Genomic DNA, 16,348 nt, shown 5'->3' on the forward strand with positions numbered 1-16,348 from the left:
TCATGTCTCAGTTGTCAGGTAGTGAAAATACGCTTTTCTCTGCTCACAACTGGCTCCCTAAATGGGGAAGCCTACAATACAACATGCCTATTCTCGCTATTACAATACCGATGGCACCCTTGCCAATGAAGCACCCGTTTATCTGGGGAAACGCTGACGCTAATGAAGGATACTCTCACTCTATCAAAAAGTCTTTTCGGTCTGCTGCGTACCTATCATACTTTCATCGAAGTCACATCCGACACGGCCCCTTATACTCGCCACGATCAGAGACTTACTATTAATGTGCCCTACCACTTCTGACCGCTCACTATTGTGAAGTTGACCAGTGGCGCTCTGGGAATACAATAGGAAGAACTTCGTCCGGCACCTACTAGACCTTTTCGCTTGGTTACTGGAGGCGTGTACACTCGGTAACAAGTAGTCCCAAGAAGTCGCCGATACTTAGGCTACTATCTATGCAAGTTACCTAGCACTTATACATTTGATTCCTATTCTGCTTTCAACCTGATTTCCACCTTCTTCTATATATGGGCAATCATCATTATAGCGAAAGACCTGTTGACACAAACGCCTCCTTCACAGGACGATACCGTGCAGCGGGCATAACCAACTGAACTAATGAAGCAACTACTCCTACTTACAGTTTGGCTAGTACCAACAACTGTCTGGGCTCAAGACAGCCTACGGCTGCCACCTCAACCAGTCAGTGTCGAACAAGCCTTAAAGAATAGTGTAAAGCCGCGTGGGTTACAGCTTGCTATTGAAACCGTGCTATACCGTGAACTACGAGATACGTTAACCGGCCGCTCAGCTATGCGCTTACGCCCAGGCGACGCAGTAATTATTTTAAAAGAGTATCCACACTGGATCAAGGTAGTACGTGGTACAAGAGACTGTATCAACTTTTCCTCTGATCCTACGACCTACTACATGCCAAAAGCTGGGGCACTTAAAGCTAAAACATTCATTCTCATTTGAACCTACCTACTAACTATTTGCCCAAGAAGCAGCCGATGCTAGTGCTTCTGCGCGGCGGGCATAATCGACCAAATTAATCTACTCATCTGCTTGATCTTATTCCTATGCTACGTCTTCTCTCTGCTTTTCTGTTTAGCCTTGCGCTATTCACTACCGCTTGCTCCGATTCCAAGAACAAAGAAGAGGATCCAGCACCCGCACCCACGCTGCAAGGCCGGTGGCTATTAAGAAGCCAGACCTACGCTATGTATGACAGCATTGGCACGCTAGCTTACCCTATTGAATTACATAACATACAGGATAAGGATACGCTCACCACTCGATATCTGGCTGTTAAGGGCAACACGCTTCAATTCTTCTACAAAACGGGCTGGCCTATATATGGCAGGAGCCCCTTTCAATTTACACAGCAGGATAGTTTGCTCGTAGCTACGCCTACCATAGAATTCTATACCCGCATTACGGTGGTAGAGCTGACTGCTACCTCTCTGAAAATCCGCTATAGAAGAAAGGAGATGTTTTCGCCCTATATATATAACCCTAAAGGCGTTACCTATTCAATTTCGACGGAGCGTTACGCGCGTATCCAATAAGCACACGTCACAGAGTCAAAAACCAGCCTGCATCACTTACTCAACCTTATCTCTATGCTGCGCATTCTCTCCCTCCTACTCCTGAGCCTCGTACTGCTCACCACCGCCTGCTCCAAGGATGACCCACAACCCGAGCCTACCCTCGAAGGCACTTGGAAGCTGCAACGTGCTTACTATCGTTACTATAATGCGGATGGCACAATTGCCAAAGATTTCGACATTCCGCCCACCTTTACCGACGAAACGCTCACGCTGAAGCGTGACAGTATCGGATTTTCCAGAAGCCTGTTCGGCCAAGAAAGAGCATGGGCCAATCCTCTCAAAACTATATCCTACACGGCACCATATACTCGGCAAGACCAAACGCTTACTATTGATTTATCAACGAGCAACATCTACTTCACCATTCTAGAGCTAGATGGCAATAGCCTAGAGATAGAACAGTCCTCACCAATAGTTACATCTTATGTTGGAGGGCCTACACGCTTTGCCACCGGGGGTATATACACGCGCTAACGCGTAGCCCCAAGAAGCCGCCGATGCTGGTGTTGCTGCGCGGCGGGCATAACCGACCGAATTAATTTACTCACTTAATCTTATTACTATGTTGCGCATTCTCTCCCTGCTACTGCTGAGCATCGTGCTGCTCACCACCGCCTGCTCCAGAGACAACCCAGAGCCCGAGCCTACCCTGGAAGGCACCTGGAAGCTGCAACGGGCTTACTCCCGCACTTATAATACGAATGGCACACTTACCAACGAATCAACTATTCCTCCTGCCGTAGCTGACGAAACGCTGACGCTGACGAAGGACAGTCTCACTCTATCAAAAAGCCTTTTCGGTTTACTACGCTTCTCTACTACTTCCATTGAAGCTACACCCTACACGGCACATTATACTCGCCAGGATCAGACGCTTACGATTGATCTTCCGCTAACAAGCAGCTACCGCTTCTGGCCTTTCACTATCGTGAAGCTAACAAGCAATACCCTGCAAATAGAACAGGAAGAAATTCGCTCGTCGTCCACGGGCCCTTTTCGCTTAGTTACTGGAGGCGAGTATACACGCTAACGTGTAGCCTTAAGAATCCCCCGATGCGGGAGTTGCTGCGCGGCGGGCATAACTGACCGAACTAAAACCTAAAAAGTATACACTATGGCAGACGCTACTAATTCTGAGCAAACTACCAAACAGCCGAAAGAAAAGCCTGAATTACCTCATTGTGGGGTTATTATGCCTATCAGCGGTACAACAGATTACCCTGCCAATCATTGGAGCGAGATGCTACAACTCGTCCGCGAAGCCGCTCAGGATGCAAAATTCACTTGTGAGCTTGTTAGTGCTACTGGCCGTGATGATATCATCCATTCAAGTATTGTAACTAATATCTACGAGAATGAGATTGTAGTCTGTGATGTAAGTAGCCGCAACCCCAATGTGATGCTTGAGCTTGGTTTACGCCTTGCTTCAAAACTACCTGTTGTCGTAATATTCGATGAGCAAGGAAATTATCCTTTTGATATCAATGCTATTCGTTATATAGACTATAGGAAGGATATGCGCTATTATGATACTCAAACCTTTAAAAAGAAACTCAGCACTAAATTATCGGATGTATACAAAACATACAAAGATGGGAAATATAAAACTTTTTTAAGTCAGTTTAAAAATATTGATTTTAATTTAGATAATATCTCTACAGAAACACAGACATTAAAACAATTTATGAAAAGCATTAATAATCGACTAGATAAAATTGAAAGAAACGGCAATAAACAAATAGATATTGATTACAAAGAAAAGTTGAGTAGTAAGGAAGAAAACGAAATATATAAAGCTATACATGATTTAGAACGTTTAGGAGTTTTCAAAATAAAAGGTCAATATCCAGACAAAAGTGAAATAGATACAATAATACTTCATCTTGTAAATAAAATACCAGATTTAAGAGCAAAAACAACTATAAATTATTTAATAAATATTGTGTCGAAGTATGATAGTATGCCCTTCTAGTTTGATATATATTATTACAGCATACATAAACCATACACCCAAAATATTAGATTTACCATTATGATCCTGGGGACAGCTCCAATTCTGAGCACAGCAGCTCTTAGTTCTAACAAGACCAGAATTACTCTTATAGAAAAATGCTCAGAAGCATTATGAGGAGCATTTAAGCCTTGGCAAATACGACGTGAGGCACAAGCCAAAGCTGATGCACGTGTTATTGATGCGAAAGCTGACCAGGAGATAGCAAGTTTAGCGCAACGTGCTGAAGACCGGCTTTTAGGACAAGCAATGCGTGAGCAGCGCAATATCGATTCTATAGTAGCTGGAGCATTACCAAATCTCAGAGAAGACGCTACTCCGGAAAATATTGAGGAAGATTAGCTAGCAAATTTCTTCAAAAAAAATCGTCTCATCTCTAATGAACAAATGCAGCAATTATGGTCACAAATTCTAGCTGGTGAAGTCAATAAACAAGGCTCTTTTTCTATCAGAACGATAAATTTATTATCTTCTTTGTCTATAAAAGATGCATTATTATTTCGAAAATTATGCACTTTTATATTATCCATCACTATAATTGACAATAATAGCACTGATTCATACGTATTATTAGATATTAGAGATATAAATAAACCGCCATTTAATATAAGTTTTTCCGAAATCATTCATTTAGAAAGTATTTATTTTATTTCACTAAATATTTCAACCGGATATATTCTAAGAAAGCATGAAATAAAAATAAACTATAATGGACAAGTACTAAATATTAGAACGAGGCTTAACAATGAGCCAAGTATTAGCATTGGAGATGTTGCATTAACTTCGATAGGTAAAGAATTATCATTAATAGTTAAACCCGAAATTGATTATAATATTCTTAATTATTGGGAGAAATATTATATAGATAAAGATTATGATGTGAGCAAATAACACTAAATATCTCTTAAACAAACTAGCTAACAATATTATCAACACAAATATCTGAAAATTTAAAAATGTCGATTCAGGCAGGTCATTTAGTTCACGATCAAATAATAGTTTCTACTAATCTCAACAAAAGCTTAGCAGAAACACTTGCGCTGATGATCGAACACGACTTCAGTCAATTACCGGTTGTGGATGATCAACATAAGCCATTGGGCATGGTAACTAGCGATTCTATCGCGCGTGCCTTACTGCATTTTGGTGCTAAGCTTCAGGAGTTGCGCGTACAGGATGCACTTGTAAAGGTGCATGCCTTTCAGTCAGACGAAAATCTACTGTACGTACTCAACTATCTACTCACGGCTTCCGCAGCCTTCATTATCAATACTGATAACAAACTTATTGGTATCATTACTAACTACGATACCACGCAATATTTTCGGCAGCGTACAGAGGACTTAGTACTGATTGGTGATATAGAGAGTACACTCAGAGCACATTTGCTCCGAGCGTATAACGTCACAGAGGAGGAAAGTCCAGAGATACGAGAGGCCATTGATAGTCTGAGTAATTCTTGGGATGGGGTCCGAAAAAAAGCACAAGCTTCTCTGAAAGCTTTTTGTCAAACTAATAATTACCCTATTGTACAGGCCGATATCGAAACTAATGTCGACCGTCATTTCGCCTTAAAAACCGACCCAAAAGGGTTTCAAGATTTAACCCTCAGCGAATTCATTCAGTTAGCGCAGAAAGCCTGGGATAAATTAGAACCCACTTTCTGTATAGCTAGTACCGCTTGGTGCAAGATGATGAATGATGTACGAGAACTACGCAATAAGCTAGTACACCTACGGGGTGACTTAACCCCAGTCGAACGCCATCGACTTCGCTTCTGTGCCGAATGGTTTGAGATGCATCAGGTTTCGACTGAAAACAATTCTTTACCTGTACCAACTGTGGACGTTGTAGACAACTCTACTTCCGTAGCGATTGACACACAAGAGACGCCTGAAGTAGCTGTTATTGTAGCTACTACACCTCTAGAATCCAAAAGCCCTCTAGCTACCAAGTATGCTCCTCTTCTTGAGTATTTGAAGGTGGTACCTGGCTCTATAGAATCCTTTGGTATTTCCATTACGAAAATCATGGATATACTCCAGCAACCTCTACCTAGCGCAGCTCTTGATCACAACAGCTGGTGGATTGAGGATTCAGAGCAAGTACAGCTCTGGTTGAATATCGGCTGGCGAGTACAAGTAGCCAATGTTACTTCGCGGCATATAGTATTTCTCCGATGGAGGCCGACAAAAGTTTCGCTACGAGAGAAGTGGAAGATAACCTACTGGTGTAACAAACTAGGCTGCGATGAAAACCAGCTTAGAGCAGCCACACGTATCGTAGGATTTATTCCTGAGGATATCCGCTCTATCATCGAGACATTTAACGGCTTACCTTATTCAGCTTGAGAAGCTATACTTTCGTAGTTAGATTTACTTAAAGATACGAGAGGAAGATATAGAACTAGTTATCGTAAATGCGCCTCTTACTCAGGAGCTACCAAGTGTTTACGCTGCTCGCCTAGCTACTGAATACGCAGCAGCCAGCGAAACCCACAAAAATAGTACGGGCAGTTCTTCACTCCTGCCGAGATAGGAACATACCTAGCAAGCCTTACTACTTTCACAGGGAAAGGGATTCAACTACTAGAACCCACCTATTCCACTGGCAGCTGCCGCTGAAAATGGAGCCGCAGCAACGTATCAATCTTCTCGCGATTAAGCGGTTTGCTAGCGAGTCCGGCAATCGGTAGCTCATCGATGCGCTCTAAATCGCGCGAATCCATCGACGTGGTGAGCACGATAACTTTGGTGGCGTCCTGTTGCGCTTGCGGCAGGCGCTGGTAGGCTTCCAAAAACGCAATGCCCCCCATCCCCGGCATTGCCAAGTCGAGCAGCAGCAAGGTGGGCACGTAGGGCAGTGGCTGAGTAAGTAGCTCAAGAGCCTGCTCCCCGCTCGTGGCCACGCGGATATCGTGGCTTACCTGCAACTTGGTAAGCAGCGTCTCGTGAATGAAATTGGTGGTATCGTCGTCATCAACGAGCAGAATATGCGGAAGTTTTTCCATAAGTACAGAGTGGCAACGTTACGCGCGGCGCGGCAACGTCACCGTAAAGGTTGAGCCAACGCCGAGCTGGCTGTGCACCGTGATGGTACCGCCTGCGTTTTCGACTGTTCGCTTAATTAAATAAAGGCCTACGCCCGAGCCCTCCACGTGCGTGTGCAGGCGCCTGAACATGGTAAACAATTGGGCTTGCTGCGCTTCGCTTAGGCCCAACCCATTGTCTTGCACTTCGACTACCAGGCGCGTCGGCAGGCACTGGGCGCGCACCTGCACGCGTAGCTCGCGGTCGGGAGCACGGTACTTCACGGCATTGCTCAGCAGGTTGAAGAACACACTGCGCATACTCTTCACCGGGAAATGAATGCTGGGGCAGTCTTCTACCGCAATGTGAAGGTCGGCGTGGCTGCTTTCCAGTAGCGGCAGCAAGTCCAGACGAACCTCTTCCAGAATACTAGCCAAGTGCAGCGTCTCCGGCGTCTGTAGCTGCCGAGTAGCTTGCAGCCGCGACACCTCCGTTAGGTGCTCTACGGTCTTTTGAAAGCGCGCGATGGAATTGTCTATCATGCCAACCAGGCGCGGCACCATGGGCTCCTGCGCTTCGGTGGGCAAGTACTCCCGCAGAGCGTCAATCAGCCCCTCAATGTTGGCAATGGGCGATTTCAAATCGTGCGAGGCCGCGTAGACAAACGTGTCCAGGTCCGTGTTGATGTGCTGCAGCTGCGTATTCGACCCGAGCAGTTCTTCATTCGTCGCCTGCAGTTCCTCATTGATGGCCGCTAGCTCCTCGTTGAGTTGCTGTACCCGCACCTGCGCTGCTTCCGTTTGCTGGCGCGCGAGCATCTGCTCCGTCACATCCACGGCAAATACCAAGATGCTTACCGTACTCCCCTGCTTGTCCGTGAGCGGTTCGTAGACAAAGTTCAGATACTGCAACTCTTGCTGCCCAGTAGCTGCGTTATAGAGATAGATGGGCACTTCCTGCCCAATGTAGGGCATACCAGTGGCGTATACTTGATCCAGTATGCTGATAAACCCCTGCTTTACTGCTTCGGGCAACACCTCCTCCACAGGCAAATTCAGCTCGACGCGGCCGGCGGAAAGCTGGTGGAATAGCTCGTTGAAGAACGTGAAGCGGTGCTCCGGGCCCGTGAGGGTCGCGATGTAGGCCGGTACATTGCTCAGAATCTGGCTTAGGAGCGCCTGTTGCTCAGTCAGCTGACGCGTGCGCTCCCCCACGCGGGCTTCCAACTCGTAGTTGAGCTGTTCGACCTGCTGACGCGCGCGCACCTGCTGCGTCACTTCATTAGCTACCACCATCGCCCCATTGATGCTACCATCGGCGGCGTACATGGGTACGTACACAAAGTCCCAGTACACAGTCTCCCGTTGACCGTTCCGATCGTGCTGCGCTTCCATGGCGCGGGCCACGTGGGGCACGCCGGTCGCCATCACGCCGTCGAGTAGCTCTTCATAACCCATACCGGCTACCTCCGGCAGGGCTTCAAATAAGCCCTTGCCGAGGAGCTGGTCCTGAGTGCGCCCCCAGAGCCGGGCCACCGTGGAATTGGCCAGCTCAATGATATAATTCGGTCCCCGGTACACGGCAATGGCTATTGGGGCTTGTTCAAACACGCGCTCCAGCTCGCCGCGTTGACGCTCCGCCTCGGCACGGGCGGCCTTTTCCCGAGTCTGACTTTCACGCAGGGCATCTTCTATGGCCGTGCGGGGCCGGTCATTGTTATCGGTAAAGTTGACGACCAACACCTGCTCGTAGCGCTGTGCAGCAAGCATGAAATAGCCATCCAGCCCGTCGTGCTGGTATATATGTTGCCAACGCATGACCTCGCCCGAGAGAAAGGCCTCGCAGTAGAACTTAAACACGCCCTCCTCTTTAGTCGCAGGAAAAAGCGTCAGCAATGACTCACGCGGGTGCTCAGGTAGGCGTAACTGCTGTCGCGCCAACGAATTGAGTGCTACATAGGCAAAGTCAACAATGGTGTCGCTGTCTGCAGCGTAGCAGGGGCGCAGCAGCATAACACCGGTTTGTGCTGTTTCCATCAGCACCCGTGATAAGCCTTCTAGGTGAGCACTATCGTTTGGCAGAGCCGACGCAGATAAATCAGACATAGTAGGGGGAGCATACACGACGAGGCGTACGAAGGTAACATATGCTTCTTTTTGTATGTGCAGAATTGCGCACAATCTGTTGCCCACTGCTATGGGAAGGCTCGTGTTTTATAAGTAGAGGCCGCTTCTGCTTATACTTGCCCCCATGGAAGTTACCCGCGAGTTACGGAAGGACAAACTCAACAAAAAGGGCCTCGCTTCTATTCAGCTTACCTTTTACTGGGAAGGCAAGCGCCTGCGCCTGGCCTCGGGCGAAAGCCCGGCGCCTACGCCGAGCAGCGCAACCTCGTGCTCCAGCACTGGACTGAGGCCGCCCACAACGCCCACCGCGACGCGGCCGTGCGTGGCCAGCGCCTCACCGCCCCGCAGATGGAGGCCGAGATTCGCCGGCGCTACCTACTGCTAGCCGGCGACACCGACAAGCAACCCGACGCCCCCGGCCTACCCCTACTCGATCCACCGGCTCCCCCGCTACTCGACACCATGCAGCAGTGGATTCAGCCAGCAGGTGCGCTACCCGCTCACCTTCGCGGGCATGAACCACGAGTTCTACGCCAAATTTCAGCGCTACGTGTTCACCACGCGCGGGCACAGCATCAACACCCTGAGCGCGCACGTGAAGCGCCTGAAGGCGTTTCTGCACTGGAGCGAGCGGCAGGACATTCCCGTCAACCGCCGCTACCAGGACTTCGAGGCGCCCGAGCGCTACCGCGGCGTGGATGCCCTCACCGAGAACGAGCTGCTACGCCTGGCCGCCGTGGACCTCTCGACGCCCCAGGTGCGCGCCTACGTGGCCGAGCACTTTGAGCAGGCCGAGCGCGAGCTGCCCGGCGGCCGCCCCATCGTCACCCTCGACGAGCACCACCAGCGCCTGCAGCACGTGCGCGACAAGGTGCTGCTCTGCTGCTCTGCTGCTACCTGGGCCTGCGCCTGGGCGACGCCAACCGCCTGGACCCCGAGCACCTGGCCGGCGAAGTGGTCCGCATTCACGCCAACAAGACCGGCGTGCTCTGCGTCATCCCCTACTTCGACGACGTGTTCCGACCTGTAGCCCTCATCGAGCAGTACGCCCCGCTGGGTCTGGCCACCTGCCTACCCTATGTGCGCGAGATCTACGACTATCTGCCCCACGTGCAGCACCTGGCGAGCCTCAACCGCATTCCGCTCTCCACGCGCCTGGGCCGCAAGACCTTCGCCACGCTGAAGATTTACCAGGGCATTCCCAAGGCGCAGGTGATGCTGGCCACCGGCCACACCACCGAGAAGAGCTTCAACCGCTACCTGGGCATCGACGAGCAGGAGCTGGTGCAGACTGCTCGCAAGACTGCCCGCAGAGTCGCCTAGGGATTCCCAATAGGGGGCAGATTACCCCAAAAAAAGGGGGCAAAGTGTTGTTATCGATTATTGTCTGCAGTTATACAGAACACACAAAAACGCCTCATACGAAACGTATGAGGCGATTCGGTATAACCTCTTGTAGCAGGGTCAAAAAAAAGGCGCCCCACCCGGAACGCCCTTTTCGAAACCAAAACCGAAGAAAATTCCCACCCAACTTCGGTTTGGTTCTGTGCTGCTGATGTTAGTGCCGGAACAAAAGTTCGCGGTACTTTACCAGCGGCCAGTCCTCATCGGCCACCATCAGCTCCAGCTTGTCGGTGGAGCGGCGGATGGTGTCGAAATGTGCTTTCACTGTATCGCAGTAGGCAATAGCCCGTGCGTGCGTGTCTTCAAGCTTGTTGGCTACTTTGCGGCTGTTGGTCATGGCATCCACCTCGGTTTTGATGGTGCTGATGTGGCGCGAAATAGCTTTAATGGTGTCTACCGTCACCTGCGAGTGCTCGTCGTCGAGGCCCAGTTCGCGCAGGCCGCGTACATTCTCGATCAGTTTAGTTTGGTAGGCTACGGCCGTTGGGATGATGTGGTTGATGGCTAGGTCACCCATCGTGCGGCCTTCAATCTGAATCTTCTTGATGTACTCCTCCAGCAGAATCTCGTGGCGGGCGTGCAGCTCTACCGTCGAGAAGATACCGTGGCGGGCAAACAGGGCTTCGGCGTCAGCGGTTACCAGGGCGTCCAGCGCCTGGGGCGTGGTGCGCACGTTGGGCAGACCGCGGCGAGCGGCTTCTTCTTCCCACTCCTGCGAGTAACCGTTGCCCTCGAAGCGAATGGCTTTAGAAGAAATCACGTATTCGCGCAGTACGTCTACAATAGCAACTTCTTTCTTTTTGCCTTGCTCAATCAGCTCGTCCACTGATTTCTTGAACTCAATCAACTGATCGGCTACTACGGCGTTTAGGGTAGTCATGGCCGACGAGCAGTTGGCCGAAGACCCCACCGCCCGCAGCTCAAACTTGTTGCCGGTGAAGGCGAAGGGCGACGTACGGTTCCGGTCGGTGTTATCGAGTAGGATAGCCGGAATCTTATCGATGCCTAGCTTTAGGTAGATGTTGTCGCCTTTATCGAGTGGCACTTTGGCCGTACGCTCTAATTCGTCGAGCACCGAGTCCAGCATCGAGCCTACGAATACCGACATGATGGCCGGCGGGGCTTCGTTGGCACCCAGGCGGTGGTCGTTGCTGGCCGAGGCAATGCTGGCGCGCAGCAGTGCACCGTGGGTGTGTACAGCCTTAATTACGTTGACGAAGAACGTCAGGAATTGCAGGTTTTCTTTGGGCTTGCGACCAGGTGCGAGCAGGTTAACGCCCGTATCGGTGCTCATTGCCCAGTTGTTGTGCTTGCCCGAGCCGTTTACACCAGCAAATGGCTTCTCGTGTAGGAGCACTTTCAGATCGTGCTTCTCGGCCACCCGATCCATGATGTCCATCAGGAGCTGGTTGTGGTCGACGGCGAGGTTGGCATCTTCGAAGGTAGGCGCGCACTCAAACTGGTTGGGGGCTACCTCGTTGTGACGGGTACGCAACGGAATGCCCAGCTTGTTGGCTTCCTCCTCAAAGTCCAGCATGAAGGCGTGCACCCGGCTCGGGATAGAGCCAAAGTAGTGGTCTTCGAGCTGCTGGCCTTTAGCCGGCGCGTGGCCGAACAGCGTACGGCCGGTCAGCACCAAGTCGGGGCGGGCGTTGAACAGCGCCTTGTCTACTAGGAAGTACTCCTGCTCGATGCCCAGCGTGGTGTTTACGCGCTGTACGTCTTTGTCGAAGTACTGGCAAACGTCAACGGCGGCTTTTTCCAGGGCAGCCAGCGACTTCAGCAGCGGAGCTTTGTAGTCGAGTGCTTCACCGGTGTAGGCCACGAAAATCGTGGGGATGCAGAGCGTTTTGGCACCAGCTGTTTCGATAATGAAGGCAGGCGAGGTAGGGTCCCAAGCGGTATAGCCGCGGGCCTCGAAGGTATTGCGGATGCCGCCGTTGGGGAACGACGAAGCATCGGGCTCCTGCTGTACCAGCGCCGAGCCTTTGAAATTCTCAATTGGCCGCCCGTCGGAGTTCAGATCGAAAAACGAGTCGTGCTTCTCGGCAGTGGAACCTGTAAGTGGCTGAAACCAGTGCGTGTAGTGCGTAGCACCCTTAGCCATAGCCCAGGTCTTCATAGCTGCTGCTACGGCATCGGCTACGGAGCGCTCTACGGCAGCACCCTGTTTGATGGCATTCTGAAGCTTCTTGAAATACTCGCCGGGCATGTTTGCCCGCATTGCATCCAGATTAAAGACGTTTTTACCGAAGTTATCGGAACGGCGCTCGGCGGAAGTGAAGACCGGCAGCGGCTGACGCGTGTCAGCTAATTCAAGAGCTTTGAAACGAAGAATGGCCATGTAAGAAGTTAAACAGGATACGTTTGGCTGATGACGGGTGGTGTTAGCAAAGGTAAAGCAGCATTTTTCTAAATACCAAACCTATACCCCCTTATTTTTTCACCCCTTTTTCAGAAAAATCCTCACTTATTTCCACAGGCACCATAAAAAATACCCCACCTACCAACTAAAACGTTTGAAATATAAATCGGTACCCAACATATGCTTTCTCTTATATATATCCGGAAACGTTTGCGGTTATTTCACTGGGCAAAATATTTTCTAAAGGCTCCCATTATTTTTCCTTCAAGCCATTGCCAGCAAATACAATAGCTCGCTTTTGAGGCTTAGCACAGCCCATACTTTTCTATTGTAGTAAGCATCCAACGCTCGGCGCGCTACTTTTGCGCTGTGAATACTACCCGTTTTGCATTTCAGCCCCGTTACTTTCTGTTCTGGCTACTTTTTTTCGTTGTTGCCAAGGTTCTTTTTCTGCTTTATCAGTGGAGTGACACTACTTCGCTATCGCTAAGCACTATTGCCCAGGTTTTTGGCTATGGCTTGCGGCTGGATGCCTCAGCCACGGCGTATGTATGTCTCCTACCCTTTGCGCTGCTCATGCTGGGTAGCCTATTAGGACCTGCCTTTCCGCAGGAACGCCTTGTACGGGGCTTCTCGGCGGTGGCGGGCGTGGTCGTATCGTTCTTATCGGTCGCCGATCTGGCTTTGTATAAAGCCTGGGGATTTCGGCTTGATGCCACGCCGCTACAGTATATAGATACCCCCGGCGAGATGGCGGCCTCTGCCGCTTCGGCTCCCTTGCTGCTGCTGACGACCTTATTCGCAGTCCTACTCGTGGTGGGCTGGCTCTTATATAAAGGAGTGGTAGGCCGACTGGCTCCCCTACCCCCGCACGTTGGCCGGGGTAGGGCCGGGCTGATTGGCCTGTTATACATGCTGCTGCTGATCGTGCCGCTGCGGGGCGGCCTGCAACAGATTCCGATCAACCAAAGCGACGTATACTTCGCGCCGCAGCTGTTTGCCAATCACGCGGCCGTGAATGTGCCCTGGAACGTGATGAACTCGCTGTTCCTCCAAAATGCTGGGCCCAATCCGTATCACTTCATGCCTGATACCACGGCTGCTCGCCGGGTTGCGGCGCTGTACCGGCCAGACGTTACCATGTTGCCGCCGCCTACCCTGCTGCGCACGCAACGGCCCAACCTGCTGTTTATTATTCTGGAAAGTTTCACGGCCAAGCTGGTAGGCAGCATGGGTGGCGAGGCCGGCGTGACGCCTACCCTGGACAGCCTGAGCCGCACGGGCGTACGGTTTAGCCACATCTATGCGGCCGGCGACCGGAGCCAGAAGGGTTTGGTGGCGCTGCTCTCGGGCTACCCCAACCAGCCTACCACTAGCATTATTAAGTATCCGCGCAAAACCGAGCGGCTGCCCCAGCTGGTAGGCTCCTTGCAGGCGGCCGGGTATTCCTCGCACTATTATTATGGTGGCGAGCTGGCTTTTGCCAATATGAAGAGCTACCTGGTCGCTGGCGGCTACGATGCGCTGACGGAACGTGCCGACTTCCAGCCCGATGAGCAGAATTCGAAGTGGGGCGCCCACGACCACGTGCTGTTCCAGCGCATCCTCACCGATTTGGAGCACCAGCGGCAGCCCTTCTTCGTGACGGCCTTCACGCTCAGCAGCCACGAGCCGTTTGATGTGCCCATGCGCCCGCGCTTTCCCGGCACCAATGAGGCCAACCTGTTCCGCAACTCCGTGTACTACACCGACCACGTGCTAGGCCAATTTCTGCACACGGCCCGCCAGCAGCCGTGGTGGGACAATACGCTGGTGGTACTGGTAGCCGACCACGGCCACCCGCAGCCCGGCAACACCCCTAATTACGCCCCGGAGAAGTTTCATATTCCGTTGGTGTTAACGGGCGGCGCCCTGCTTCCCGCCGCGCAGGGAAAAACCATTGATGTAATGGGCTCGCAGACAGACGTAGCGGCCACGCTGCTGGGACAACTGGGACTACCAGCAGCCCCCTACTCTTTCAGCCGCGACCTGCTACGCCTGGCGGCGCGCTCCTTTGCGTTCTACTGCTTCACCGACGGCTTCGGCCTGCTCACTCCACAGGACACCGTGCTATATGACAACGTGGGCCGTCGTGTGATTTACAAAACGCCCGGCACCGCAGCTTCGCAGGTACAGTTGGGGCAGGCCTATGAGCAGGTGTCGTTCGAGAATTTTTTGCGCAAATAGCAGGTCCTATAACGCTTCCTTCTTACCTCCATTATTCCATTCAGCGCCTGCGTCGTATCTTTGCGGCTTGCTTATGGAAACCAGGAAAGTTGCCTTTTACACGCTGGGCTGCAAGCTCAATTTCTCCGAGACTTCCGCCATTGGGCGACAGTTTGAAGAGTATGGCTTCGAGAAAGTAGCCTTTGAGGACGCGGCCGATATTTACGTTATCAATACCTGCTCGGTCACGGACCATGCCGACCGCAAATGCCGCAAGGTGGTGAAAGAAGCCCTCAAGCACAATCCCGAGGCTTTCGTGACCATTGTAGGCTGCTACGCGCAGCTCAAGCCGCAGGAAATTGCCGAGATTCCCGGCGTGCACGCCGTGTTGGGCGCCGCCGAAAAATTTCGGCTGGTGGAAACGCTCGCCGGTTTTGAGAAGCCTACCACCGGGCCGGGGCGCGTGTACGCTTCGCCCATCAGCGAGGCCACCGAGTTTCACGCGGCCCACAGCTACGGCGACCGGACGCGCACGTTCCTGAAGGTGCAGGACGGCTGCGACTACTCCTGCTCGTTCTGCACCATCCCGCTGGCGCGGGGCCACAGCCGCTCCGATTCGGTGCAGAGCGTAGTGGAACGCGTGGAAAAGCTGGCCGCTACCGGCGTGAAGGAAATCGTGCTGACGGGCGTGAACCTGGGCGACTTTGGCCTGCAAGGTCCGGAACGCGAGCGGCGGGAAAACTTCTACGACTTAGTGCAGGCCCTGGACGAGGTAGAGGGCATCAACCGCTTCCGCATCAGCTCCTGCGAGCCCAACCTGCTATCCGACGAGATTATCCGTTTTGTAGCGCAGTCGAAGCGGTTTGCGCCGCACTTTCATATTCCGCTGCAATCGGGCTCCAATAAGGTTCTGGGCCTGATGCGCCGCCGCTACCGCCGCGAGTTGTACCAGGAGCGCGTGCGCCTAATCAAGGAAGTGATGCCCCACGCCTGTATTGGGGTAGACGTGATTGTGGGCTTTCCTGGCGAAACGGAGGCTGACTTCCTCGACACGTACCAGTTTCTGAATGAGCTGGATGTGAGCTACCTGCACGTGTTTCCCTACTCAGAGCGGGCGAATACGCTGGCACCTACCCTACCCGGCCGGGTGCAGGACCGCACCCGCCACGAGCGTACCACGCAGCTGCGTAGCCTGTCGGAGAAGAAGAAGCGCTTCTTCTACGAGCAGCACGCGGGCCAGGAAGCCGAAGTGCTGTTTGAGGACGACGTAACAAACGGCCAAATGGAGGGCTTCACGCCCAACTACATCCGCGTGACGGCCAAGTACGACCCGTTGCTGGTGGGCGAGCTGAAGCGCCTGCGCCTCACGGCCGTCACTTCCCAAAACTTAATGGAAGCAGAGGAATTGGGGATAGAAGTTTTTCAGCACTAGCCCATCCAACCTGCTAAAACGCGGCAAGGCGCGGGGTCACTGGCATTTACTGCCGTGGCTCCGCGCCTTGCCGCGTTTTGTGTAGCAGAAGCAACGGTTTGTGTTGTATCAGCGCCGGGCCACACCCCGACCTTTGTCGCACATCGACCGTTAGAGGTCA

Annotated in this window: 12 protein-coding genes and 1 pseudogene; 10 read left to right on the top strand and 3 right to left on the bottom strand. The window is 52.0% G+C overall.

Translation table 11 applies throughout. The features are described 5' to 3' along the window. The first annotated feature begins 1,628 nt into the window (after positions 1 to 1,628). From KYK14_RS08260 to KYK14_RS08280, 5 genes and pseudogenes are all read left to right on the top strand, one after another. A complete protein-coding gene (locus tag KYK14_RS08260) occupies positions 1,629 to 2,090 on the top strand; it encodes a lipocalin family protein (RefSeq protein WP_208307247.1) in 462 nt (153 codons plus the stop codon). 88 nt (positions 2,091 to 2,178) lie between these two features. Next, the gene (locus tag KYK14_RS08265; RefSeq protein ID WP_219158384.1) at positions 2,179 to 2,646 is read left to right on the top strand and encodes a hypothetical protein; all 468 of its coding nucleotides are present in this window, start codon (positions 2,179 to 2,181) and stop codon (positions 2,644 to 2,646) included. A gap of 84 nt (positions 2,647 to 2,730) precedes the next feature. Beyond that, positions 2,731 to 3,588, top strand: coding sequence for a hypothetical protein (locus KYK14_RS08270; RefSeq protein ID WP_219158386.1), 858 nt, complete (start codon positions 2,731 to 2,733; stop codon positions 3,586 to 3,588). A 396-nt stretch (positions 3,589 to 3,984) separates the two neighbouring features. Beyond that, a pseudogene (locus KYK14_RS08275) lies at positions 3,985 to 4,518 on the top strand (DUF2806 domain-containing protein); the annotation flags it as partial. Between the two features lie 65 nt (positions 4,519 to 4,583). Further along, the gene (locus tag KYK14_RS08280) at positions 4,584 to 5,978 is read left to right on the top strand and encodes a CBS domain-containing protein (protein ID WP_219158391.1); all 1,395 of its coding nucleotides are present in this window, start codon (positions 4,584 to 4,586) and stop codon (positions 5,976 to 5,978) included. Between the two features lie 248 nt (positions 5,979 to 6,226). Here the strand turns inward: KYK14_RS08280 and KYK14_RS08285 are convergent, their stop codons facing one another. Together KYK14_RS08285 and KYK14_RS08290 are read right to left on the bottom strand one after the other, a co-directional pair. Then, positions 6,227 to 6,637, bottom strand: coding sequence for a response regulator (locus KYK14_RS08285; RefSeq protein ID WP_219158393.1), 411 nt, complete (start codon positions 6,635 to 6,637; stop codon positions 6,227 to 6,229). An 18-nt stretch (positions 6,638 to 6,655) separates the two neighbouring features. After that, positions 6,656 to 8,761 (bottom strand): PAS domain-containing sensor histidine kinase, encoded by a 2,106-nt coding sequence (locus KYK14_RS08290; protein WP_219158395.1) that lies wholly within the window; start codon positions 8,759 to 8,761, stop codon positions 6,656 to 6,658. A 145-nt stretch (positions 8,762 to 8,906) separates the two neighbouring features. On the opposite strand from KYK14_RS08290, the gene KYK14_RS22655 reads away from it, so the two are divergent. The 3 genes from KYK14_RS22655 to KYK14_RS08300 all read left to right on the top strand — a co-directional run bounded on the left by KYK14_RS22655 (position 8,907) and on the right by KYK14_RS08300 (position 10,105). Further along, positions 8,907 to 9,167, top strand: a complete 261-nt coding sequence (locus KYK14_RS22655; RefSeq protein ID WP_484825366.1) for an Arm DNA-binding domain-containing protein — start codon at positions 8,907 to 8,909, stop codon at positions 9,165 to 9,167. A gap of 102 nt (positions 9,168 to 9,269) precedes the next feature. Next, positions 9,270 to 9,812: a phage integrase SAM-like domain-containing protein gene (locus KYK14_RS08295; protein WP_219158397.1), complete on the top strand. Its 543-nt coding sequence runs from the start codon at positions 9,270 to 9,272 to the stop codon at positions 9,810 to 9,812. Then, positions 9,797 to 10,105 carry a site-specific integrase gene (locus KYK14_RS08300; protein ID WP_219158398.1) on the top strand — a complete coding sequence of 103 codons (309 nt, stop codon included), beginning with the start codon at positions 9,797 to 9,799 and terminating at the stop codon, positions 10,103 to 10,105. The genes KYK14_RS08295 and KYK14_RS08300 overlap by 16 nt, the downstream gene beginning before the upstream one ends. Positions 10,106 to 10,340: 235 nt before the next feature. On the opposite strand, the gene KYK14_RS08305 is transcribed toward KYK14_RS08300, so the two are convergent. After that, entirely contained in the window at positions 10,341 to 12,530 is a 2,190-nt protein-coding gene (locus tag KYK14_RS08305; RefSeq protein ID WP_219158399.1) for a glutamine synthetase III family protein, read from the bottom strand. Positions 12,531 to 12,920: 390 nt separating this feature from the next. On the opposite strand from KYK14_RS08305, the gene KYK14_RS22445 reads away from it, so the two are divergent. Both KYK14_RS22445 and mtaB read left to right on the top strand, forming a co-directional pair. Then, positions 12,921 to 14,777 (top strand): LTA synthase family protein, encoded by a 1,857-nt coding sequence (locus KYK14_RS22445; RefSeq protein WP_219158400.1) that lies wholly within the window; start codon positions 12,921 to 12,923, stop codon positions 14,775 to 14,777. A 73-nt stretch (positions 14,778 to 14,850) separates the two neighbouring features. Beyond that, positions 14,851 to 16,188 (top strand): tRNA (N(6)-L-threonylcarbamoyladenosine(37)-C(2))-methylthiotransferase MtaB, encoded by a 1,338-nt coding sequence (gene mtaB, locus KYK14_RS08315; RefSeq protein WP_219158402.1) that lies wholly within the window; start codon positions 14,851 to 14,853, stop codon positions 16,186 to 16,188. The last annotated feature ends 160 nt before the right edge of the window (positions 16,189 to 16,348 follow it).

The sequence above is a fragment of the Hymenobacter profundi genome (assembly GCF_019334315.1).
Taxonomy (GTDB): domain Bacteria; phylum Bacteroidota; class Bacteroidia; order Cytophagales; family Hymenobacteraceae; genus Hymenobacter; species Hymenobacter profundi.